Annotated in this window: 20 protein-coding genes; 17 read left to right on the top strand and 3 right to left on the bottom strand. The window is 70.4% G+C overall.

Going from position 1 to position 21,783, the window contains the following annotated elements:
• Positions 1-229 precede the first annotated feature (229 nt).
• The 16 genes from EV385_RS33395 to EV385_RS33320 all read left to right on the top strand — a co-directional run bounded on the left by EV385_RS33395 (position 230) and on the right by EV385_RS33320 (position 16,813).
• Entirely contained in the window at positions 230-832 is a 603-nt protein-coding gene (locus EV385_RS33395) for a hypothetical protein (RefSeq protein ID WP_130513832.1), read from the top strand.
• Positions 826-1,710, top strand: coding sequence for a hypothetical protein (locus EV385_RS33390; protein WP_130513831.1), 885 nt, complete (start codon positions 826-828; stop codon positions 1,708-1,710). The genes EV385_RS33395 and EV385_RS33390 overlap by 7 nt, the downstream gene beginning before the upstream one ends.
• The gene (locus tag EV385_RS33385; protein WP_130513830.1) at positions 1,710-2,405 is read left to right on the top strand and encodes an SAF domain-containing protein; all 696 of its coding nucleotides are present in this window, start codon (positions 1,710-1,712) and stop codon (positions 2,403-2,405) included. The genes EV385_RS33390 and EV385_RS33385 overlap by 1 nt, the downstream gene beginning before the upstream one ends.
• Before the next feature lie 4 nt (positions 2,406-2,409).
• Positions 2,410-3,201, top strand: a complete 792-nt coding sequence (locus tag EV385_RS33380; protein ID WP_130513829.1) for a CpaE/TadZ family protein — start codon at positions 2,410-2,412, stop codon at positions 3,199-3,201.
• On the top strand, positions 3,194-4,723 hold the full coding sequence (locus EV385_RS33375; RefSeq protein ID WP_130513828.1) for a TadA family conjugal transfer-associated ATPase: 1,530 nt from the start codon (positions 3,194-3,196) through the stop codon (positions 4,721-4,723). Before EV385_RS33380 ends, EV385_RS33375 begins: the two co-directional genes overlap by 8 nt.
• Positions 4,723-5,610 carry a type II secretion system F family protein gene (locus EV385_RS33370; RefSeq protein WP_130513827.1) on the top strand — a complete coding sequence of 296 codons (888 nt, stop codon included), beginning with the start codon at positions 4,723-4,725 and terminating at the stop codon, positions 5,608-5,610. Before EV385_RS33375 ends, EV385_RS33370 begins: the two co-directional genes overlap by 1 nt.
• A complete protein-coding gene (locus EV385_RS33365; protein ID WP_130513826.1) occupies positions 5,607-6,482 on the top strand; it encodes a type II secretion system F family protein in 876 nt (291 codons plus the stop codon). The genes EV385_RS33370 and EV385_RS33365 overlap by 4 nt, the downstream gene beginning before the upstream one ends.
• A gap of 19 nt (positions 6,483-6,501) precedes the next feature.
• Positions 6,502-6,687: a hypothetical protein gene (locus EV385_RS33360; RefSeq protein WP_130513825.1), complete on the top strand. Its 186-nt coding sequence runs from the start codon at positions 6,502-6,504 to the stop codon at positions 6,685-6,687.
• The gene (locus EV385_RS33355) at positions 6,684-7,142 is read left to right on the top strand and encodes a TadE/TadG family type IV pilus assembly protein (protein ID WP_130513824.1); all 459 of its coding nucleotides are present in this window, start codon (positions 6,684-6,686) and stop codon (positions 7,140-7,142) included. Before EV385_RS33360 ends, EV385_RS33355 begins: the two co-directional genes overlap by 4 nt.
• 46 nt (positions 7,143-7,188) lie before the next feature.
• Entirely contained in the window at positions 7,189-7,626 is a 438-nt protein-coding gene (locus EV385_RS33350; protein WP_130513823.1) for a TadE/TadG family type IV pilus assembly protein, read from the top strand.
• A complete protein-coding gene (locus EV385_RS33345; protein WP_130513822.1) occupies positions 7,623-8,042 on the top strand; it encodes a pilus assembly protein TadG-related protein in 420 nt (139 codons plus the stop codon). The genes EV385_RS33350 and EV385_RS33345 overlap by 4 nt, the downstream gene beginning before the upstream one ends.
• 15 nt (positions 8,043-8,057) lie before the next feature.
• Positions 8,058-11,252, top strand: a complete 3,195-nt coding sequence (locus EV385_RS33340; RefSeq protein ID WP_130513821.1) for a LysM peptidoglycan-binding domain-containing protein — start codon at positions 8,058-8,060, stop codon at positions 11,250-11,252.
• A 70-nt stretch (positions 11,253-11,322) separates the two neighbouring features.
• Positions 11,323-12,129, top strand: a complete 807-nt coding sequence (locus tag EV385_RS33335; protein ID WP_130513820.1) for a hypothetical protein — start codon at positions 11,323-11,325, stop codon at positions 12,127-12,129.
• 434 nt (positions 12,130-12,563) lie between these two features.
• Positions 12,564-13,118: a hypothetical protein gene (locus EV385_RS33330; RefSeq protein WP_130513819.1), complete on the top strand. Its 555-nt coding sequence runs from the start codon at positions 12,564-12,566 to the stop codon at positions 13,116-13,118.
• A 123-nt stretch (positions 13,119-13,241) separates the two neighbouring features.
• Positions 13,242-15,374, top strand: coding sequence for an NAD-dependent DNA ligase LigA (gene ligA / locus EV385_RS33325; RefSeq protein WP_130513818.1), 2,133 nt, complete (start codon positions 13,242-13,244; stop codon positions 15,372-15,374).
• Positions 15,375-15,682: 308 nt separating this feature from the next.
• Positions 15,683-16,813 carry a hypothetical protein gene (locus tag EV385_RS33320; protein WP_130513817.1) on the top strand — a complete coding sequence of 377 codons (1,131 nt, stop codon included), beginning with the start codon at positions 15,683-15,685 and terminating at the stop codon, positions 16,811-16,813.
• Positions 16,814-17,117: 304 nt separating this feature from the next.
• On the opposite strand, the gene EV385_RS33315 is transcribed toward EV385_RS33320, so the two are convergent.
• The 3 genes from EV385_RS33315 to EV385_RS33305 all read right to left on the bottom strand — a co-directional run bounded on the left by EV385_RS33315 (position 17,118) and on the right by EV385_RS33305 (position 21,116).
• Positions 17,118-18,446 (bottom strand): hypothetical protein, encoded by a 1,329-nt coding sequence (locus EV385_RS33315; protein WP_130513816.1) that lies wholly within the window; start codon positions 18,444-18,446, stop codon positions 17,118-17,120.
• A gap of 282 nt (positions 18,447-18,728) precedes the next feature.
• Positions 18,729-20,423, bottom strand: coding sequence for a hypothetical protein (locus EV385_RS33310; protein WP_130513815.1), 1,695 nt, complete (start codon positions 20,421-20,423; stop codon positions 18,729-18,731).
• A gap of 471 nt (positions 20,424-20,894) precedes the next feature.
• Positions 20,895-21,116: a hypothetical protein gene (locus EV385_RS33305; RefSeq protein WP_130513814.1), complete on the bottom strand. Its 222-nt coding sequence runs from the start codon at positions 21,114-21,116 to the stop codon at positions 20,895-20,897.
• A 417-nt stretch (positions 21,117-21,533) separates the two neighbouring features.
• Between EV385_RS33305 and EV385_RS33300 the strand changes: the two genes are divergently transcribed.
• Positions 21,534-21,752 (top strand): hypothetical protein, encoded by a 219-nt coding sequence (locus tag EV385_RS33300; RefSeq protein WP_130513813.1) that lies wholly within the window; start codon positions 21,534-21,536, stop codon positions 21,750-21,752.
• The last annotated feature ends 31 nt before the right edge of the window (positions 21,753-21,783 follow it).

Genomic DNA, 21,783 nt, shown 5'->3' with positions numbered 1-21,783 from the left:
CAAGGGATCTGTTCCGGTTCTTTCCCTTGAGGACGGTGCCGATCCCGTAACGATCAGTGATCCCAGTGGATCAACTTCGGAACTGCTCGGAAGATTATGCCTGGTGGTGACCTACGTCAATCGGCTAGATTGGCGGCCCTCGAACTTGATCTCAGGCGTATGGGCGCCGGGGGAAGCGAGGCAGGCGCGGGGGAGTGCCTGCAGGAGTCGCCACGCCAGGGGAGGCGTTATGGGGCGGGATTCCGGGCATTCGCAACGTTCGATACTGATCACGAAAGCGGGCGCAGCCCTCGCCGTCGGCGCTGTACTGCTGGCGGCCGGCTGCGGCGACAAGAAGCCCGCCGCGCCGAGCACCTCGTCACCCGCGTCACCGCCGGTGTCGGCGAGTCCGTCCGTGGAGCCGGCCGCCGCGGCGGCGTCCGCGACGGTGCTGGATCGCTACCGCCGCTTCATTCAGCTCAACGTCGAGGCGGGCCAAGCGGCTGACTACCAGAACAAGGACCTGCTCAGCTACCTCGAGTCGCCGATGAAGCAGGAAGTCATTGCGTTCCTTTACCAGCTGCGGTCGAAGAACATCATTTACAAGGGTGTTCCGCAGTCGACTCCGACGGTCACGAAGGTGAACCTGGCGGCGAAGCCGCAGACCGTGATCATCGAGGACTGCTACGACGCGACCAACTACATCCTGGTCTACAAGAGCAACGGAAAGCCCGTGCCGATCAAGAACGGCGGACCGCGGCGCATCGTGCAGCAGACCACCGCCACCAACTACGGCGGCACGCGGGGTTGGCTGTTCACCAAGTCGCAGATTCTGCAGGGGCGGACATGCTGACCCGGCGGTTGCTGACAGCCCTAACCGTTCTCGTGGCCGCGCTGAGCGTTGCCGGACCGGCCTCGGCTGACCCGCCCGATGGCGGCTGTGTCGGCCCGGACTGCACGGTCGTCGGTGACGTGCCGGGCGGTCCCGGCGGCGGAGGCGGCAGCAACAACGGCGGTGGCGGCGGCACCGGTGGTGGCGGCGGATGCCACTACCAGGGCAAGACGGTGCCGTGCAGCATTCCCGGCCTGGGGTCATTCCACGCCAGTGACGGCTGCTACTACCTGACCTCACCTCCGCCACCGCCCGGCGCCGCTGATCCGCCGCCGCCCGGCGAGCAGGGCAACTGGTACACCATCACCTGCGGCGGCGAGGCGCGGCTGCAGTGGGTCGCGGGTGCACCGATCCAGGCGCCGCCGGACCCCGAAGTGCTGGCCCGCCGAGCTCTCGCGAAGATCACGCTGAAGGGCGCGGACATCGGGATGGCGCCCGCCCCGGGCAAGGCCGGGCTGGTGAACCTGCCGGCCTGGATGTGGACGACCGTCACGCCGAACACGTGGGGACCGGTCAGCGCCTCGGACAGCGAGGCCGGCCTGACCGTGACCATCACCGCCCGCGCGCAGAGCATCACCTGGAACATGGGCGACGGGCACAGCGTCACCTGCACCGGCCCGGGCACCCCGTTCCGCGCGGGTAACGGCGGCAAGTCCTCGCCGGACTGCGGCTACACCTACCCGCAGTCCAGCCGGAACCAGGCCGGCGGCAAGTACACGGTGACCGCCACGACGGACTGGCGCGTCGACTGGGACGGCGGTGGTGTCACTGGCGTCATCGACCAGACGCGTACCTCGCAGACAACCGTCCGGATCGACGAACTCCAGGTGGTCAACTGATGAGCCTGACCGACACCTCCCGCAACGGTGCCGCCCTGCCGGCACCGTCGATCGCCCCAGCGGTCAAGGCCGCGCTGCCCCGACGCCGCCGGCCGGGCCTGATCGCTGCGGGTGTGGTCATCCTCGTGCTGGGCTGCCTCGGCGCGTACGCGTTCGCCCGCGCCGCGGGCACCAATGAGCCCATGCTCGCGGTGACCACCACGATTACTGCCGGACACCAGATCACCGACGCCGACCTGAAGGTGGTCCAGGTCAACGCCGCGTCCGGGCTGACCCCGATCCCGTCGACGCAACGCAACACGGTCGTCGGCAAGTACGCGAAAGTCGAACTGGTCGCCGGCACCCTGCTCACCAATGAGCAGCTCACCACCACCGCGGTCCCCGCCGCCGGGCAGCAGCTGATCGGCCTGGAACTCAAGCCGGCGCAGCTGCCCTCGCGGCCGCTGCGCCCCGGCGAACCGGTGCTGCTGGTCATCACCTCCGACCCGCGCAACGTCACCCTGGACGGCGGGAAGAAGGCCACGTCAGCGGACCTGCCGTCGCCTCCGACCGTGGCGGCCACAGTGGCCGGCGTCGGCGCCAAAGCCACCGACGACACGGTCGTCGTCGACGTCGTCGTACCGGAGGCCAACGGGCCGGGCCTGCTCGAGCGGGCCTCGCAGGGCCGCGTCGCCGTCGCCCTGGTGGCGAGGTGACCCGATGGCACTGATCGCCGTCACCGCCGCCAAAGGAGCACCCGGGGCGACCGTCACCAGCCTGGCGCTGACCCTGGCCTGGCCCCGCGCCGCGCTGCTGGCCGAGTGCGACCCGTCCGGCGGCAGCGTCCTCAGCGGCTACCTGGGCGGACAGGTCCCCGCGGACCGGGGCATCGCCGGGCTGGCGGTGGCCGACTACCACGGCCGGCTTGTCGACGACTTCGCCCAGCAGTTGCTCTACCTCGACGATGAGGAACCGCACCGGCTGCTGCTGCCGGGCATCACCGACCCCGCCCACAGCGCCGGGCTCACGGGCCTGTGGGACCGCCTCGGCGAATACCTGCGCCAGCTCGACCGATCCACGCCGCCGGTCGACGTCATCGTGGACTGCGGCCGGATCCCGGCCCCGCACGCCCCGCTGCCGCTGATCCGGCACGCCGACGTGGTGCTGCTGGTCATGGGCCGCACCCTCGGCGCGATTGACGCCGCAGCGAGCCGCCTGAGCCTGCTGCGCCGCGAGCTCGAGCACAGCGGCGGCGTCGTGCGCCTGGTCCTGCGCGGCACCGGCGACTACGAACCCCGCGAGATCGCCAAGCGGCTGGACACTCCCGTACTGACCACCCTGCCCGAGGACACGAAGACCGCCACCATGCTGTCGACCGGTACCGGAACCCCCCGATCGAGCGCCACGCTGCTGCGGGCCCTGCGCTCGGCGGCGACACCCTTGCAGACCCTCATCGATCAGCGGCGGCACGTGTTTGCTGTGCCCGCACCGCGGGAGGCGGCCCGTGCCTAACCCTCCGGTCTTCTTCCGTCCCGACCCGAGTCCGGCCGAGCACACCCACAACGGCCACCACCGGGCCATCGAACCGGCCACCATCGCGGCGGCTGTCGCGCCGCCGGCCCCGGCGCCGCTCGTCGCGCCAGCAGGCATCACCGGCTACCCCGGACAGCGCGCCGCGGCACCGGTGCCGGGTCAGCCTCCCGTGCTCGACTACGACCTTGTGCGCACACTGCAACGCGAGGTCAGCGACCGGATCGGCGAGCGGCTGCGCGGCGGGGCCGTGTCCAGCACCCAGCAGCGGGCGATCGCCGAGGAGGAGACCCGCAGGCTGGTCCGGGAACACGTCGACAACCGCATTGCCGCCGGCGAAGGGGCCAGCATCGCGCCCGGATACGAGGCCGCGCTGCTGCAGGCGGTCACCGCCTACCTCGTCGGCTTCGGTCGGCTGCAGCCGCTGATCGACGACCAAAGCGTCGAGAACATCATGGTGATCGGCCACGACAAGGTCAGGGTCGAGTACGCGGACGGTCGTGTCGACCAGTCGTCGTTCACCGCGGCGGGCAGCGACGAGGAACTCCTCGAGCTGCTGCGCCGGCTGGCAGCCGGCGGTGCGACCGAACGGACCCTGTCGTCGTCCAAGCCGATGCTGCACCTGCGGCTGCCCGACGGCTCCCGGCTGGTCGCCGGCTACATCGTCACCCCGCGACCGGTCGTGGTCATCCGCCGGCACCGGATCAAGCGGGTCACCCTCGACGAGCTCGCCGCGTCCGGCACGCTCAGCCCGCAACTGGCCGACTTCTTGAAGGCCGCAGTTGCCGGCCACCTCAACATCATGATCGCGGGTCTGCCGTCGTCCGGGAAGACCACGCTGCTGCGCGCGATCGCCTCCGAGATCCCCTCCGACGAGTGGTTCTCGACCATGGAGACCGTCTACGAGCTCGCGTTGGACCCGGAACGGCACCCGTGGGTGGTGCCCTTCGAGGAACGCCAGGGGCACGGCGAGATCGGACCGAACGGCCGCCCCGAGGGCGAGAAGACCCTGACCGATCTGTTCCCGGACATGCTGCGGATGAACATGCAGCGGGTGGTCGTCGGCGAGGTGAGGGCCGGCGAGATCGTGTCCATGTTCGACGCCGGTGACACCACCCAGGGCACGCTGTCGACCATCCACGCCCGGCACGCGCACGCGGTGTTCGACCGCCTGGCGAGCCTGCTGATGCGTTACGGGGCAGCGCAGAACGCGCAGAACGCCTACATGCAGGTGGCCAATGCGGTGGACCTGGTGGTGTTTCAGGCGATGCAGCGCCGTCAGGGACAGCCCGCACGCCGGTACGTCTCGCATGTGCTGGAGGTCAACGGCCTCACCGAGAACGGCATGGGTGTGGCCCGCAGCGAACTGTTCGCGCCGCGCCAGCCCGGCGGGATCGGGCTGCCGACCGGGGTGCGCCCCAACGCCCAGATCCTGGAGGCGCTCGCCTACGGCGGCCTGGATCCGCAGCTGCTCGACGGCGGGTCCTGGGAGCGGGGGCGCTGATGCAGCCGCTGATCTTCGCCGTGGCCGTGGGCGCAGCGCTCGGCGGCCTATTCCTGCTGATTACCGGGATCGTGGGCACCACCCGGCCGGCGGCGCCGACGTCGAGACTGCGCCGTCGGGTGGTGCGGCTGTGGACCGGCGCCGGCCTGTCGCGTGCCGAACGCCGCGCCCGGCAGCTCATCATCGTGGCCGCGGTCGTGGTGACCGCCGGCGTGTGGTTGATCACCGGTATTCCGGTGGCCGGTCTCATCGCGGGTGGGGCTGTCATCGGTGTGCCGTGGCTGTTCGGTGCCGGCCGGGTCGAGCAGCGTGCCATCGCTCGCCTGGAGGCGCTGGAGACCTGGACCCGGCGGCTGGCCGACCTGGTCCGGACGGGCCTGGGGCTCAACCAGGCGATCGTCGTCAGTACCCGCGACGCGCCCGCGCCGCTGGCGATCGACCTGCGCGAGCTCGAGACGCAGCTGCGCGCCGGAGTGCCGATCCTGACCGCGCTCGACCGGTTCGCCGCCGCGCTCGGCGACGCCACCAGTGACGAGGTCATCGTCGCGCTGCGCCTGCACGCGACCGACCGCGGTCAGCGCCTCACTGACATTCTCGACAAGCTCGCGGAGAACACCGCCCGGGAGGTCACCGTGCGCCGTGAGGTCTGGGCCAGCCGTGCCGACCCGCGGCTGACCACGAAGTTCATGACCGGCCTGGGCCTCGGCGTGTTCGTGCTGTTGTTCGCGAACCCCACCTACATGCGCCCCTACACCAGCCTCGGCGGGCAGAGCGTGCTGGTCGGCTGCACCCTCGCGTTCGTGGCACTGCTGGCGTGGATCCGCAAGCTCAGCACCGCTCGCAAGGCGCCGCGTCTGCTCAACGCCAGCAGCGAGGTGAACCAGTGATCTCCCTCGTGACGCTTGCGATGGTCTGCGGTGGACTCGCCGGCCTCGGCCTCTGGGTGCTGCTCCACGGTCTGCTGCCGGCCGGCCCGCGCCTGGACGCCGCCCTGCAGCGCCTGCACGCACAGCAGGCCGCCGCGGCGGATCCGACCCTCGGTCCGGCCGGCCGGTGGATCGCGGCCCGGTTCGGTCCCCGGCTGCGTCCGCCGACGCGGGAGCTGCGCGTGATCGGCAAGAGCACCGAGCGGTACGCCCTGGAGAAGGTCGGCCTGCCGTTGGTCGGGATCCTGTTCGTGCCGTTCATGACCTACATGCTGTCGGTCATCGGCCTGCATCTGCCGATCGTGGTCCCGGTGGCCGGCTCGCTCGCCCTGGGCGTGGTGTTCTTCTTCCTGGTCGACGTCATGATCAAGCAGCAGGCGGCGGAGGCGCGGGAGGAGTTCGTCCGCGCGGTCGCCGTCTATCTCGACCTGGTGGCCCTCGAGCGGTCCGCCGCGCACGGGCCCGTCGAGAGCCTCGAGCGAGCCGCGCAGGTCGGCGGCGGCTGGGTATTCCGGCGCATCCAGGAAAGCCTCGACGCGGCCCGCTACGCGGGGATGCCGCCGTGGGACGGGTTGAGCCAGGTCGCCGACGAGATCGGGGTTCCCGCGCTCGGCGACGTCGGCGACATCATGCGCCTGTCCGGCACGGAGGGCACCCAGGTGTATCAGACCCTGGTCAGCCGCGCCCAGTCGCTGCGGGTGGCGCTGCGTACCAAGGAACACGACCGCGCGAACACCAGCACCACGCTGCTGTACGTGCCCACCAGCCTGACCGTGCTGATCCTTTTTGTTCTGATCGGCTACCCGTTCCTGATCCGCCTGGTCAACCCGTAGCACAACAAGGGGGAGTCTCATGAATCAACTGGTGGCGTACGCGCTGTCGTGGGCGCGCGAGCGCGGCCGCGAGGCGATGCGCCGTGACGACGGCGCGCTTTCGGTGGAGCAGGTCATCCTCACCGTCGTGCTGCTGGCGCTTGCTGTAGCCGTCGCGGCTGCGATCACCGCGGCCGTCAACGGCCGGATCGGCGGTATTACGTGAGGCTTACGCCTCGCATCGCCCGCTGCCGCCACCGCAACCGGTGGCGGCAGCGGGACCGCGTCCGGTGGCAGCAGCTGCTGGCCACCGTCCGCAACGACGACGGCGCCGCGGCGGTGGAAACCGTCGTCGTGATCCCCGCGGTGTTGCTGGTCATCTTCTTGAGCCTGCAGATCGCGATGTACTCCTACGCCCGGTCCATCGCGCTCGGGGCCGCGCAGGAAGGGCTGTCCGCCGCCCGCAGCTACGACGGCAGCGCCGGCGCAGGTGCGGCGCGGGCCCGTGACTTCATCGGCCGCGCCGGCGGCGACAGCCTGTCCAGCGCCGGAGTGAGCGTCAACCGCGGCGCCGAGACCGCAACCGTGACGGTCACCGGCACCAGCCTGTCGCTGATCCCGGGGCTGCAGTGGCGCGTCAGCCAGACCGCGACCGGCCCCGTCGAACGGTTCGTCGACTGACGAGCCAGCCTGAACTGACGTACGTCCCATGAAGGAGGCGCCGACCATGACCAGCCCGCGGACCCAACGCCGCGACGACGGCTCCGCCGCGCTGGAGACGGTCATCCTCGCCCCGCCGCTGCTGCTGTTCGTCGCCCTGGCCGCGATCGGCATGCGCGTCGAGGTCGCCGGCGGATCCATCGAGGGCGCCGCACACGACGCCGCACGGGCCGCGAGCATCGCCCGTGACAGCCGCCAGGCGTACTCCGACGCGGTCACCACCGCCCGCCGCAGCCTCGGTGCGCAGGGCCTGCACTGCGCGGACCTCGATGTCGCCGTCGACACCGGCGGGTTCTCCGCCCCGCCCGGCCGGGTCGGGGTCGTCAAGGTCAGCATCGGGTGCACCGTCACGTTCGCCGACGTCGCCGCCGCCGGGATGCCCGGATCCCGGCGGATCAACGCCAACTTCACCAGCCCCGTCGACCCTTTCCGGGCCCACTCATGATCACCCACCTGCGGCGGTGCCGCGACGACGAGGGACGCATCGCCCTCTTCGTCGTGATCATGGCGTTCGTCGTCCTCGTCATGATCGGGCTGGCCGTCGACGGCGGCGGCAAGGTCCGCGCACTGCAGCGGGCGGACAACATCGCCGCCGAGGCCGCCCGCGCCGCCGGAGAGGCCATCGACCTCGACCAGGCCGCCACCGGCGGCCGCAAGGAAGTCGACCCGGACCGAGCTGTTGCCGCGGCCCGCCAGTACCTGGCCGCCGCCGGCGTCAGCGGCAACGTCACGCTCAGCGGCGACCGGCAGCACGTCAATGTCACCGTCACCGCCCAGTACGACCCCGTCATCCTCGACCTGATCGGCTACGGCCAGCTCACCGTCACCGGACACGGCAGCGCCCAGCTGCTGACCGGCTGACCCCAGGAGATCCCCATGGCACACCCCGTACGCCGGGCCGGTCAGATCCTGACCGGTCTGACGGCGTTGCTGGCCCTGCTCGCCCTACTGTTCGGCGCCCCGGTCGCGTTGGCGCTGCTCGGCGGCAACCCGCTGCCCGACACAATGCCCAGCTGGACACAGATCAGCGACGCCCTAACGCGTCCCGACGACAGCGGCGCACTGTTCATCGCCGCGGTGACCATCGTCGGGTGGATCGCCTGGGTCGCGTTCGTCGTCCCGGTCATCGTCGAGGTCGTCTCCCGGATCCGGGGCATCCGGACGCCGCGACTGCCTGCGCTCAGCGGGATGCAGAGCATCGCGGCCGGCCTGGTCGCCAGCGTCAGCCTGCTCATCGCCTCACCCGCCGTCGCCGTCGCCTCCAGCACACCGGCGCAGGCCAGCCCCGCCACCGCCCACACCACGACGATCACGGCCCTCGCATCACCGGCGACCACAACGGTGACCACCGCCACGACCGCCCCCACGACCGCGGCGAGCCACCACGCCGGTGCCGACACCGGCGCCCCGGCCACCTACCGAGTCCATAAGGGTGACAACCTGTCCGCGATCAGCCAGCGGGTTCTCGGCGACGACACCCGCTACACCGAGATCGCCGACCTCAACCCCCGCCTAATCCATGACCCCGACCTGATCCACCCCGGGCAGCGGTTCGTCCTGCCCGACGGGGCCCACGACCACGGCGCACGCCGCCACGCCACCGGCCACGTCACCGAAGCGACGGAAGCCGCCACGCCGCCGGCGAGCACCCCAGCGCCGCAGCCTGCCGACACCGACCCGGCCCCTGCAGCGACCACCCCGGCAACCGCCGCGCCCACCCAGGCCGCGCCGGCGCCCGCCGCCTCGCACGAGAGCTCCGGCACGAGCACGCCGACCCGGCCGACGAACCCGACCGCCGCGGCCAGCGCCGCACCGGCACCGGCCCCGACCGCGGACGCCGACGACACGAGCAGCGACGACGACCTCGTCGTCCCGGTCGCCGCCACGGTGGGCAGCCTCGGGGTCCTCGCCGCCCTGACCCTGCTGGCCCTGCGCCGGCGCCGAGCCCGCCAGCAGCAGCACCGCCGGCCACGCCGGCGCATCGCGCGGCCCGTCGACGGCAGCGCCGAGGCGAAGCTGCACGTCGCCGCGGTCTCCACCGACTGGAACCGGCTCGACGCCGCCCTGCGTACCCTGGCCGCCGGCCTCGCCGACCGCCCCGACGAGCAATGGCCCGACGTGGTCGCCGCCTGGGTCGACGACGAGGCGATCCACCTGGTCCTCACCAAGGAATGCCCCGCCCCACCGCCGCCGTGGACCAGCGACAGCCCCACCATCTGGACCCTGCCCGCGCAGGCGGAACTGCCCGACGCCAGCGACCACCTGGCGCCACTGCCGTCCCTGGTCACCGTCGGCTCGCAGCCGGGCCAGCACCTCCTGATCGACCTCGAACGCCTCGGCATGGTCACCGTCACCGGCGACCCGGCCCGCGCCCTGGACCTGGTCCGCTACATCGGCGGCGAACTGGCACACAACCGCTGGTCGGACGAGGTGAACGTGGTCCTGGCCGGCCTCGACCCGGACGAGGCGGCCTGGATGGCCAAACTCGACAGCCACCGGATCACCGTGGCCGACTCCATCGAGCAGGCCGTCGCCAAACTGCGCCGGCGCCTGGCCGACACCCGCGACGCACTGGCGGCCACCGGCGCCGCCACCACCATGGTCGGCCGCGGCACCGAAACCGGCGAGGCGTGGCCGCCGCAGGTACTGCTCATCGCCAACCCCGCTGCCGAGCACCAGGAGCTGCTCACCGAACTGGAGCAGGAGCTGATCGCCGCACCCTCCAGCGGGTACGCCGTCGTGGTCACCGGCGCCGAGCAGCCACCCGGCCGGTGGCCGCTCACCGTCGACGCCGACGGGCAGCTGCGCGTCGCGTTCCTGACCGACGCCGCCCTGACCGCGTCAGCGCTGCCGCCGGCGATGCTGCAACCGCTCGCCGACCTGCTGGACACCGCCGAGAACACCGACGACCAGCCGACACCGCCGGCGGCCGACACCGAGGCGTGGGCCGAAGGCACCGACGCCGCAGGCGGCCTATACGAGCCCGCCGCCGAGCAGGACGTCGACGACGTCGCCGGTGGGATGGACGACATGTTCGGCCCCGCCGACGACGGGGAGGACGAACAGGACTCCACCGACTCCGAGCCGGTCACCGCAGCAGAACCAGTTCCGGTCCGGCCCGCCAGCGCCGTGACCTGGAACCTGGCGAACACCGAGACGACGCCGCGCCCTCTGCGCCCCGCGCCGGTCTCGACCGACCCCGCAACCATGGAACGTCGGCGCCGGGAACGCGACGAGCGCGACCCGCACCTCGACGCCGACCTTGCCGCCTGGACGAGTGGCGACGCCGCACGGCCCCGGATCAGCGTGCTCGGCCCGGTGCAGATCGTCGGCGCCGGTCAGGAGCCCAAGGAACGGCAACGCTTCTACGCCGAGTTCATCGTCTACCTCGCCTCCCGCGGCGCGAAGGGCAGCACCGCCGCCCAGCTCGAAGACGCCATCTGGCGCGACCAGACCGCCAGCTCCCGGTCGCGACGCTCTGCCATCTCCCACGCCCGGACCTGGCTGGGAGAGACCCCCGACGGCGGGCTGTGGATGCCGCGGATGGCCGGTTCCCAGCCGTACCACCTGGTCGAGGGCTACCTGTTCGACTGGAGCCTGTTCCGGCGGCTACGGGCGCGCGGCGAGGCCCGCGGCACCGACGGCGCCGACGACCTGCGGGCCGCCCTCGAACTCGTCCGCGGCGCCCCGTTCGCCGGCGTCCAGGACGGCTACCACACCCAGCGCACCCCGTACGCGTGGCTGCCCGACTCCGACGTCGCGCCGATGCACCTGGTCGCCGCGATCGTCGACACCGCCCACGAGCTCGTCGAGCTGTACCTGGCCGCAGGCGACCTGCCCGGCGCGCACTGGGCGGTCGAACGGGCCTGGCTCGCCGACCCCGAACGGCACGAGGGCCAGCCGTGGCGCGATGCGATGCGCCTCGCGCACGCCGAGGGCCGCGACAGTGAACTCGCCGCGTTGATCGCCGACCTGATGCGCCACCGCGACGCCGAACACGAGGAAGACCTCGACGTCGCCACGTACCAGCTGGTGCGCCGGCTCACCTTCCCGAGCACGCTCGCCAGCTGAGCAGTCCAAACCGGTGAAGTGCTGCGCGCCGCGGCCCGGCGAGTCCGCAGGTGGCCGGTACCGTGCCGCCATGACCGACCTCGTCGACGAGGACAGCCCCGCCACCGTTGCGCTCACCCGGCTCGTGACCGCGGGAAGTGCCCTGGCCGCGGCGCAGGCCCGGCATGCTGATGCGTGCACCGAAGTCCTGGAGCAGGTGCGGCAGGCCCGCGCCCGGGTGGACTCGCCCTTGGAGGAGCAGTTCCTGGCGCTGCTCCGGCTCGTGTACTGGCAGCATCCGGAGGTGCAGGCCACCGCGCTGACGCAGGCTGCGGGGTTTGCCTATCCGGCGCAGATGACTGCGGCGATCGGTCCGGTACCGACGGGGATCACCTGTGACGGCTGCGGCACGGTGCTGATGCGAACCTCACGCTCTTGGCAGATGCCGGAGGGCATACGGCGGGGGATGCCGTGGTCGTGTCCGGCGTGCTGGGCTCCGGTGGCCGCGGCACGGCAGGCTGAGTGGGACGCGCGGCAGCGGCGGTGGGAACGAATCGAGGCGGCCCGAGTGTCCGGGCCTGCAACGGACTGGCGGGTCGCGGTGACGCTCGTGCTCGCCTATCCGCCGGTCACGGGCGGCGGATGGGACGGATACGAGGCGGCCCGGCTGGTCAGCGACCGGCTCGCACACTTCGCCACCGATGCGCTGGTCTCCATGACGGTGAACACCGCTTTGGACCTGTTGGACGCGGCCGACCAGGTCGTGCTCTGGAACGCCGGTGCCGCCCGCCGCCGCGTGCGCTCGTTCACCGCGCTGGCGCCGCAGGAGGTCCTTGACCGGCTGCGGCGACGGGCGGAACTCGCCCGGGAGGCGGCCGCCGCCGAACCGGACGCCTGACCGCCTGGACGGGGACGTAGAACTGTCCCGTCTCGGGACTGGGGGCGCTGGCAACAGCGCCGCGCGGAGTCATTGACCCCGAGAACCGTGATCTCACTTATGGGCGGATCGGGTACCGCCCGAGCCGGTCGATGAGGCGATCACGGCCGGTCGGCTTTCCTCACCCTCGCGGCTAACCGTGTACCGGCCCGGTCAGCCAGCTCAGGTCCTACCGTCGTAACCCTGCCCCGGAGCCTCGTCCCGTCGATCCTGCCAGTCCATCGGGGAGCGTCGTCTGCTTCCGGACGCCGTCCCTGCCCTCGCCTTCTATCACAAAACATGTTATGATCTACGATAGAAGGCCAGTTGATGGCAGTCGGCAATGCCGGGAGGCAGGCGCTCAGAGACACGACCGCCTGCCTCCCGGGACCGCGGACCGCTCCAGGAGGGACACCATGTCGCGTCGCCAGGCCCGCGCCGAGCGAAAGGTCGGCACCCCGGAACCCGATTTCAGGCGACTCACGCCGCAGCTGCCCGGCGACGCTGTGCGCCTGGACGACGGCCAGGTGCTCAGTGCCGAACAACTCACCACCGGCGCGCTCGTGGCGTTCCGGTCGGCAACGCCGGAGCCGACCGGCAGCGACGTGGGCAGCGGCCTGGCCATCTCGCGGCGGCTGACCGGCAACCGGGAGCTGCTGCCGGACCTGTTGTGGTGGCGCGAGACCGACGGCAGCTACCGGGCCGAACTCCGGCCAGACGACACACCCGGTGACGCTGTCACCGTATCGCTGACCATCGTCAACAAGTACGAGCTGTACGACACCGTCACCTCGTACGTCGTGCAGGCCCGAGTCCCGGCCCGCCAGCAGGATCAGGACGTCAGCACGTGGGCGGAACAGGTGCTGTGGGACTTCCCCGGCACTGGCCGGTGCTCCGGCGACTCTTGGTACGACACCACGATCGACGACAGCAGCGACCCGACACTCATCGGTTTCACACTGCGCGGGTGACACGCCCATCTCTCCGCATCGCCGACTCCGGCCAACAGACCAGCGGGGTTCCCCGGTATGGCAGCGCCGAGGAACCCCGCTGCCCCACCAGCTCCATCCACGCATCAAGAAGTGAGGCTCTGCATGTCCACCGAACCGGCCACGACCAGCACCGTGGCGATCGACCCGGTCGTCGACGCGGCACACGCCGCGGCGTACCCCAGCATCGAGGAATACCAGGCGGCGATCGCCGACATTCGCTCAGCCGCCGCTCCGTACGACAGCGGCACCGGCCTGGCCATGGACGACGCCGTCTATGACGCGCTGGTGGCCCGGGTCGCCGCGACCGAGGAGGCACATCCCGACTGGCGGCAGCCGGACTCGCCGACCAACACGGTCGCGGCAGGCGTCGGGCGCGGCGGCGACGTCGAGCACAGCACGCCGATGCTGAGCCTGGACAACGTCTTCGACCCCGCCGGGCTGCGCGCCTGGGCGGACCGGCTCGCCAAGACCCTCGGCCGCCGCGTCGGCGGGTACACCGTCGAGCCGAAGATCGACGGAATGGCGATCGCCGCCCGCTACGTCGACGGGCACCTGATGCAGGTCGCCACCCGCGGCGACGGCCGCACCGGTGAGGACGTTACCCTCCAGGCCCGCCGGATCGCCGGGCTGCCCATCCAGCTCACCGAGCCGGTCACCGTCGAGGTCCGCGGCGAGGTCTTCATGACCGACGCCGACTTCGTCCGCGCCAACGAGCTGCGCGTCGCGCATGGCGGCCAGGCGTTCGCGAACCCGCGTAACGCCGCCGCCGGAACGCTGCGCGCCCAGGACCGCGCGTACGAGGCCCCGCTGTCGTTCTTCGCATACGCCGCCCACGGGTTGCCCGGCGGCGCCGGGGCGCGGCACAGCGACGCGATGGCCACGCTCGCCGGTCTCGGGGTGGCCACCACCGCGCAGTCCGCTGCCGAGCTACGCCGGTGCGCCAGCGCTGAGGAGGTGGTGGCGTTCATCGGGTTGCTGGGCGATGGCCGCGGCGGTCTGGGCTTCGCCGTCGATGGCGTGGTCGTCAAGGCCGACGAGGCCGCCGACCAGGCCGACGCCGGGTCGTCGAGCCGAGCGCCCCGCTGGGCGATCGCCTACAAATTCCCAGCCGACACCCGCACCACCCGACTGGCGGATATCCAGATCCAGGTCGGACGAACCGGGGTCATCACGCCGGTCGCGGTGCTTGACCCGGTCCAGGTCGGCGGTGTCGTGGTCACCTCCGCCACGCTGCACAACTTCGACGACCTCGTGCGCCGCGACGTCCGCGTCGGTGACACCGTCTTCGTGCGCCGCGCCGGGGAGGTCATCCCGGAGATCACCGGCGCGCAGCTCGACGAGCGGCCCGCCGACGCGCAGCCGTTCACCCCGCCAGAGTCCTGCCCGCGCTGCGGCGGCGCCATCGACCGCAGCCAGAAGCGGTGGCGCTGCACCAAGGGCCGCGCGTGCGGGGCCGCGGAGTCGCTGCGCTACTTCGCCGCCCGCGACTCCATGGACATCGAGGGCCTCGGCGACAAGATCGTCAAGGCGCTGGTGGACCAGGGTCTGGTCACCGACCCGGCCGACCTGTACGACCTGGACGTGGCCACCCTGGCCGGGCTGGAACGGCTGGGCGAGACCTCCGCGGGCAAGCTGGTCACCAACATCGCCGGGTCGCGCACCCAGCCGCTGTCGCGAGTCCTGACCGGCCTCGGCGTGCGGATGACCGGCCGGTCCATGTCGCGGCGCCTGGCCCGGCACTTCGGCACCATGCAGGCGCTGTGCGCGGCCACCGTCGCGCAGCTTCAGGACGTGGAGGGCGTCGGCCCCGAGCGTGCCGCCTCCATCGCCGTCGAGCTGGCCGAGCTGGCCCCGGTCATCACCCGGCTCGCCGAGCGAGGCGTCAACATGGCCGAGCCCGACACCCGCGCCAGCGGAGCCGCCGAAGCCGCCAGGGTACGGCCGCCGTTGTCCGGGCAGGACAAGCCGCTGACCGTCGTGATCACCGGCTCCGTACCCGGCCTGCCCAACCGCGCCGATGCCAACGCGGCTATCGAAACCCTCGGCGGCAAACCCTCCAGCTCAGTCTCCAAGCGCACCGACCTCGTCGTCATCGGTGCCGGTGCCGAGACCAACTCCAAGGCACAGACGGCCGAGCAGCTGGGTCTGCGCACGATGCCCGGCGAGACGTTTGCACAGTTGCTGGCCGCGTATACCGCGGGCGACCAGGCCGCCGTCGACGTGCTCCTGAAGTAGACCGCGTACGACGGTTGAGGCCCGCCGGTAGATATGTCTATCGGCGGGCCTCAGCGTTGCCGTGCCAGCGTGATCCGGGGATCTTACTAACCCCAACGGGTGACCAGAGATCGAAAACTTGCGCGCACGGCGGCGGGCGTGCCTGCTCGCGGCTAACATGAGGCTCGGCCATCACGCTGGCCCGTCTCTGAGCGATCGCCTGGCACCCACGTTGCCTCTGGATCGCGACTGAGGACAAGCCGTCATCGACGCAGCGTGCGACCGCCGTGATCTCGCGGGGGACGTGGGGCTCCGCTGGAGGAATCACGATGGGCAATTCCAGCATGCGCCGCTCTCGTACCCGGGCGATCCGCGCCCGGATGGAGGCAACCGGCGAACCGTACTCCGTCGCCGCGCGCCGCGTCGCGGCTGTGCAGACCTCTCCGGCCGGGGAGGTCTCCCCGGCCGCCACCTCACCATCAGGGATCACTATGGACACTGCGGCGCTGCGCGACGCACTGCTGGACTGGGCCTTCGATCAGGCCCGCGGCGACACTACGAACATCGTCAAAGTCATGCCGTTCGCCGAAGAGCGTCAGCTCGACCTCGACGCGGCCTTCACGCTGGTGGAGGTCTGCCGCGACGCTGGCCTGGCTCGCAGCGAGTCCACGTACGGAACTCCGAGTATCCGATTGACCTCGGCTGGGTTGATCTATGTTCAGCAGCGTCGACAGCGTCGAGACGACCCTGCCCTGCGCGCTGGCGCAGCGCGAACCCTGCTGCTGCGGTGGATGTACGGTCAGCACCTAGCGGGCGTACGTATGCCGCTTGTCAGCCGGTTCGCCGCCGGCTCTGAGGCGCACTTCGAGGGCAGCGCGTTCACGGAGCAGGAGATCGGGCACGCCGCCGACTACCTCGGCAAACGACAACTGATCAGAGGGCAAGGTGCGTTCGGCGCCATCGGCCCGATACGCGCCGACATCACCCCCGACGGAATGGACTGTGTCACCGACTGGAACGCTGACGTGCCCGCCTACTTGCGCCGCCATGAAACCGCCAACTCCACCGTGACGTACAACGGTCCGGTGTTCCAGGCTGGCGTTGACGGAGCGCAGCTCGCCTGGAACAACCAGACGGTGAACCAGACCCACAACCGAGTTGAGCAGGTCGCCCACGGATACGAGGAACTCGCCAAAGCCATGGCCGAAGTGCTCCGCCTGGTGCCGGCGATGAACCTGTCCCCCGAGGCACAGGAGGACGTAGACACCGCCAGCAACGAGATCCTCGCCGAGATTGTCCGGGACGAACCGCGGCCCGGGCCGATCCGCCGATCGCTGACAATCCTTCGCACCTGGCTCACCCCGATCGCCGCAGCCAGCGCCGCCGGCGTCGGTACCGCCGTGAGCGACGGCGCGCAGGAGGCCGCCCGCCACGCCATCGAGCTGATCCTGCCCTTCTGATGCAACGACGGCCGCGCCAGGGCGAGCGCCCGGCGCGGCTCGTCATGCGTTGCCGGGTGACGGACGCGCCGGGCCTCATATCTCCGGCCGTCCTCACCCGGTTCTCCCTCAGATCGGGGGCTTGGCACCGAGTCGGGTCGCGGTCACGTCGAGAGCGTACGGATATCACCGACATTTGAGACGCCCAGCGGACGCGCTATGTGAGACGCGCGGCGTCGGCCGGTTCCTGTTCAGGACCTCGAACAAAGCCGACCGGTGTCAAGGCCCCGCGCTCCGGACCGCCCGGTGCCCGTCTGAGGTTCGACTAACGGACAAGATCATCGCTACCGCTAACCGGCGCTCGGCGCAGCCGTTTCGGTGTCCCCGGCGCAGTCACTCCGGCGCGTCGGCAGACGTACTCGTACAGCCATGGCAACCAGTAGTCCTCGATGCTGAACATGGGGGTCTGGTAGACCTTTGTGAGCAGTGCCTCGACGTCCTGGTCGGTGACCTCGCCGACGGGTCCGGCCGCCTGCAGCGGAGCGAGGTATTTCTGCGGCAGCCGGCAGCGCAGCCGTGCGTCGCAGTAGCCGCGAAGCGTCTGCTGCGTGCCGCCAACGTCAGTCAGTGCGCGTTCACGGAAATGCGCGATGAGGCCCTCGTCGACCGCCGGCCTGAACCGTTCCGGCGCGCTTTCGCCAGCGAGTAGCGCGTCGAGCTGGCCTGCCGCATGCACGATGGCCTCCTCGTATGCGTCGCGGCCGATTAAGGCGAACGGGCCGCGCAGCTGGGTTTCGGGGAAGCTATCGGCATGGACCGCGCAGTCTGGACAGACAGTCATCGGCGGCTCGTCCGGGTCGGGCTCAGCACCCGCTGCCGCGGCAGCGAGCGCGTCCTGCCACGCACCCTGGCGTAGCTCGTAATTCTGCATCCCGTTGGTGCCGCACACGAAGGTGGCCGTGCCATCGGCGTCATCGTCCACGCGGGCGATCAGGTGCAGAACGTGATCGTCGTCATCGGCGTAGGACACCGGGAACCGGTACATGTCGGGTATCCAGGTCAGGGCCCTCTCACAGCGCTCTGCTTCCGGGGCGATCGCCGCGCCGATCAATGTCTCGCGCAACGCCTGCAACGCGCCGCTCAGGCGGTTGTGGTGGCGGTGAAGCACAGCGAGTGCGTGCCGCTCGGTCTGAGCGTCGTTCCACTTGTTCCGGATGCACCAAAGTCCTTGGTCCATCAGCGGCCCGGTGCTGTCCAGGTGCCAGGGCAGAAGGTCGAAACGCTCTTCTCCCACGGACGGAAAGTAGAGCGGGTCGCCGTCGGCGAGCATCTGCCGTGTCCGGTCAGCCCACGCCCGCTGCGCCCAGGACCGTTCAGCGTCGGCGAGTGGGTGCGTAATGTCGTCGCGGGACGGGGCATACCTGTGCTGCGCGCACAGGTCGATGATCCGGTCCAGGCCGGGCTGCACATCGCGTCGCGGGTCTATCGACCGGCCGCTGGCACCAATCGCGGCGTGTAGCTCCCAGTAGCGTCGGTGCCAGTCTCTCCGGTTAAAGAGCCTGCCGTACGCCGCGACCGCGCGCTCGTCCGGAGTGCGTAGTGGCGCCGAGACCAGCAGTGCATCCAGCGGCACTGATGCGGGCTTGAGGTTCATCGGACGGGCCACGTCACGCCGCAGCCGTCGCGTTGGTAAGCCATGTCCGGCATCCCGGACATGTGATGGCACCCCAGTCATCGTTGCGCGTGACGCCCTTGCGCATTTCTCCGCAGGGCGTGGTTGTCGCCAGCAACTCCCGGCCGCTGTAATGGATCATTTCGTTCTCTCCCAACTGCGCCACCCAAGATCGAAATCCTACGTTGCGCGCCATGCAAAATGGCTGGTCGAGCAGGTGCTCGGATCACATTAAATTTAAGTCGGAGCGCGTGCGGCGACTCGCTACACGACGTCCGACGCTAGGTCGCTCTTGTCGACGACCAGTGTGGGCTGCTGACTGGTGACGGGGTGGAAGCGCAGCCCGTAGGGCCCTTTCGCCTTCGCGCTGCCCGGCAGGTCGATGAGCCAGTCGAGCACCTCGTCACTCACGTTGTCTGGGTCGGCGAGGTCGCGTACTAGGACGTCGGCTCCACGGACGTCGTACGGCTCTGGCAACGCCACCCCGGCGGCGATGGCATCGTCAACGACTGCCCGGCACATGGCGGTCCAGCGGCCCTGACCCCACCAATTGCTGGTGTAGCCGGTCGACCCGCCGATGGTCAGAAGCCGCAGTGTCGCATTTGGGCCGAGAGTGTCCGTGTCCGCCCTGCGCCATTGTCTGAGCTGCTCGGTCACGGTCCGTTTGACCTCGGGCCATCCGTTGCCGAACAAGGACGCGACCGTCTCACCGCCGGGCAGCTTCCAGGTGTCGTCGGTGAGCGCTTGCTCGACCCCTTCCCAGTTCACGCCCTTGAACAGGTCGACGTGTGGCAGCACCGCCTTCGTCGCGGCGATATTGATTCGAGCCATCAACACGTCGGACCTCACGTGCCAGTCCTCAACTGCGGTGTTGTTCCGCCAACACCACGCGACGATTCCCAGTGCCGCCACGTCCGGGACCGGGTCGGGTAGCACCCTACGCCCGAACATCGCGACCACACCCGTCCAGTAGGTGCTCAGGTGGCGGTCCTGCATGAGACGTCGGCCGATCTCGTCGATGTCGACGTCGCTGTGCTCGGCGGCCGGCTGGAGCACGTACTCGGCGATGCGGATCTGCACCAACTCGTCGGCTAGCTCCGAGTTGTCGGCTGTCGGCGTCTCGGATGTGGAGGTCTCGCCTGCGCCGCGGATCCGGGTGGCGTCGAGCAGACCGAGTTCACCGGCGCGTGCGGCCACCGTTCTGACCGCGTCGGAGGTGCGCCTGGGCAGGGCGATCGTGATGTGGGTCGGTGGGGCGCCGAGCAGGCCCGGGCGTTCGCCGGTGACGTCCTCGGACGGGCTCAGCTCCAGTGTGCGGGCGTCTTGCTGATAGCTGACGTCGATGGCGACGTCGGTGCGGGAGAGTTCGGTGAAGGCATGGAGGCCGTCCTCCTCGCTGAAGTCCTGGGAGATCTGATCGACCTCCCAGCCGGCGTCCACCAGCGGGCTGAGAAGTTTCTCCAACTGCTCGGCGGGGTCCGGCCGCAGTCGGTCGAGCAGCCACGCGGCTTCCTCCGGGTCCTCTGTCGCGATGATGAGGTAGTCAGGTTTGTCGTCGTTGCGGCCGAAGAACGCCTGCTGCCCGGTGCTGACATCGATGGTGGTGCCATCGAGTGCGTCGCGTAGCTCGTTGACCAGCTCAGCGAGCTGGGCGTTGCGGGAACGGACCCCTGCCCGGGCCTGTGCGGCCCGGCGATCATCGTTATCGGCACGGGACTTCCAAGCCGCGTACGTGTCTCGGGTGCCCCACCGCTGAGTCCCGCCCACCTTCCAGCTGTACGCAGCACCACGCTGCTCCAGCACCCGCAGGGTGGCGATAATCGAGGGCTGACGCAGCAATTTGCCGAGCTGACTGGCGGTGAGACCCTCTCCGCCGTGTTGCTCCAGTGCCCAGGTGATTTGGGCTTCGGTGGTCCACAGCGGTTCGGCGTCAACGCGGGCTCGCTCGGCGTCGGTCATGTGTTGACGGCACGCCGCGGTGTGCTGCTGAAGCGGGGCGCTGTATCGCCGGAATTGCTGGCATTGTCGGCCGTCGGCCGTCGGCCGTCCGCATCGGGGGTTCTCAGCCACCGCTGTCCTCCACCTTGGCCCCTTCGACGTAGCCGACGATCATCAACGCCGGGCATCATGACGGCTGGGTCCGACAGATCTGCGGCAAGACGATCGGCAGTGCGCAGCCAGACCTGCAGTTTCTAGCCCTCTCATCCCGACCGCCCCATATTCGGCATTGGCTAATGACGGGAGGGAGAAGTCGCGGTCGCCACGACAGACTCGGGGGTCGATAACTGATCTCATGGCGGGTTTGACCCGATCTGAACATCCCGCTTCCTGCGGGGGCTACTTCCCAGCGCGCCGGGCTGGCCAGCAAGCGGAGCGCATCGGCCCATCACCAGGCCCCACCGTTCAGGTACAGGCGCCGGGGCCGTGATGTCATCCCGGAGACGGGGTCAGCTCCACGCCCGGCATGAGCAGCCGTACCACCGTGCCGTCTGCCTCGGGCGCGTCCCAGGCGTCCCGGTCGGCGGCGGGATCTCGCACCGGCTCGCCGAGCGCCGCGCCCCGGTCGAGGACCGCGGCCAGCAGCACCTCGACGTTCGCCGCGGCGAGGTCTTCGCGGGTGTCGTCGAGCGGCGCCGTCCCCGGATTGATCATGGGCCGACGATACGGCCCGCGGCGGCGGGGCCGCGCCACACCCGGGACCGATCCACCCGGGGTGCCGGAGATATGTGGCGATCGTCGCGGTCTGAGCGGAACACGCCTCAACGCGTCGGCCCGCGCCGCCGGAAAGGCAGCATTTCCCCTGGTCAGCGCCCATGCCGGGTGACTAGCGTCGGGACGATCTCGTGGTGGGAGGTCGTTGCTGGTGCTGCACTGGCCGGTCGAACCGATGCGGGCGGCCGCGATGCCGTCGCCGCCGGTCCCGCCGTACGCCGACCACACCGTGATAGAGCCGAAGTTCGATGGCTGGCTTCACTGAACTTGTCAACCAACGGCGCAGTGGCACGTGGCAGCATCAGCTCGACGGTGCGCCCCAGAGCGGTTACGACGGGCCGGGCTTACCGTAAGTTAGTGCAGCCGAATCGGTGTGATCCGGAGGTTGCCGCCCTGTTGATCGTGGCGAAGGCGCAGCTCGCGGTGTTCCGGGCGCAGTTGACGTACGCGGTGGCCCATGGGGTGCCGGGACTGGCGGTCGCCGGGACGCATGCCGCGTTGGATCAGCTGCAGGCCACGCTGGCCGAGGCCAGCCTGCTGCTGCCGTTTGAGCCTGACCGTGTCGACGAATCCTGAAAACTGACCCCCCGTGGAACCTGCGGAACCG

Origin of the sequence: Krasilnikovia cinnamomea (genome assembly GCF_004217545.1) — a bacterium.
GTDB lineage: Bacteria > Actinomycetota > Actinomycetes > Mycobacteriales > Micromonosporaceae > Actinoplanes > Actinoplanes cinnamomeus.
The sequence above is the reverse complement of the archived record's forward strand: the minus strand, read 5'-3'. Positions and strand labels throughout refer to the sequence as shown.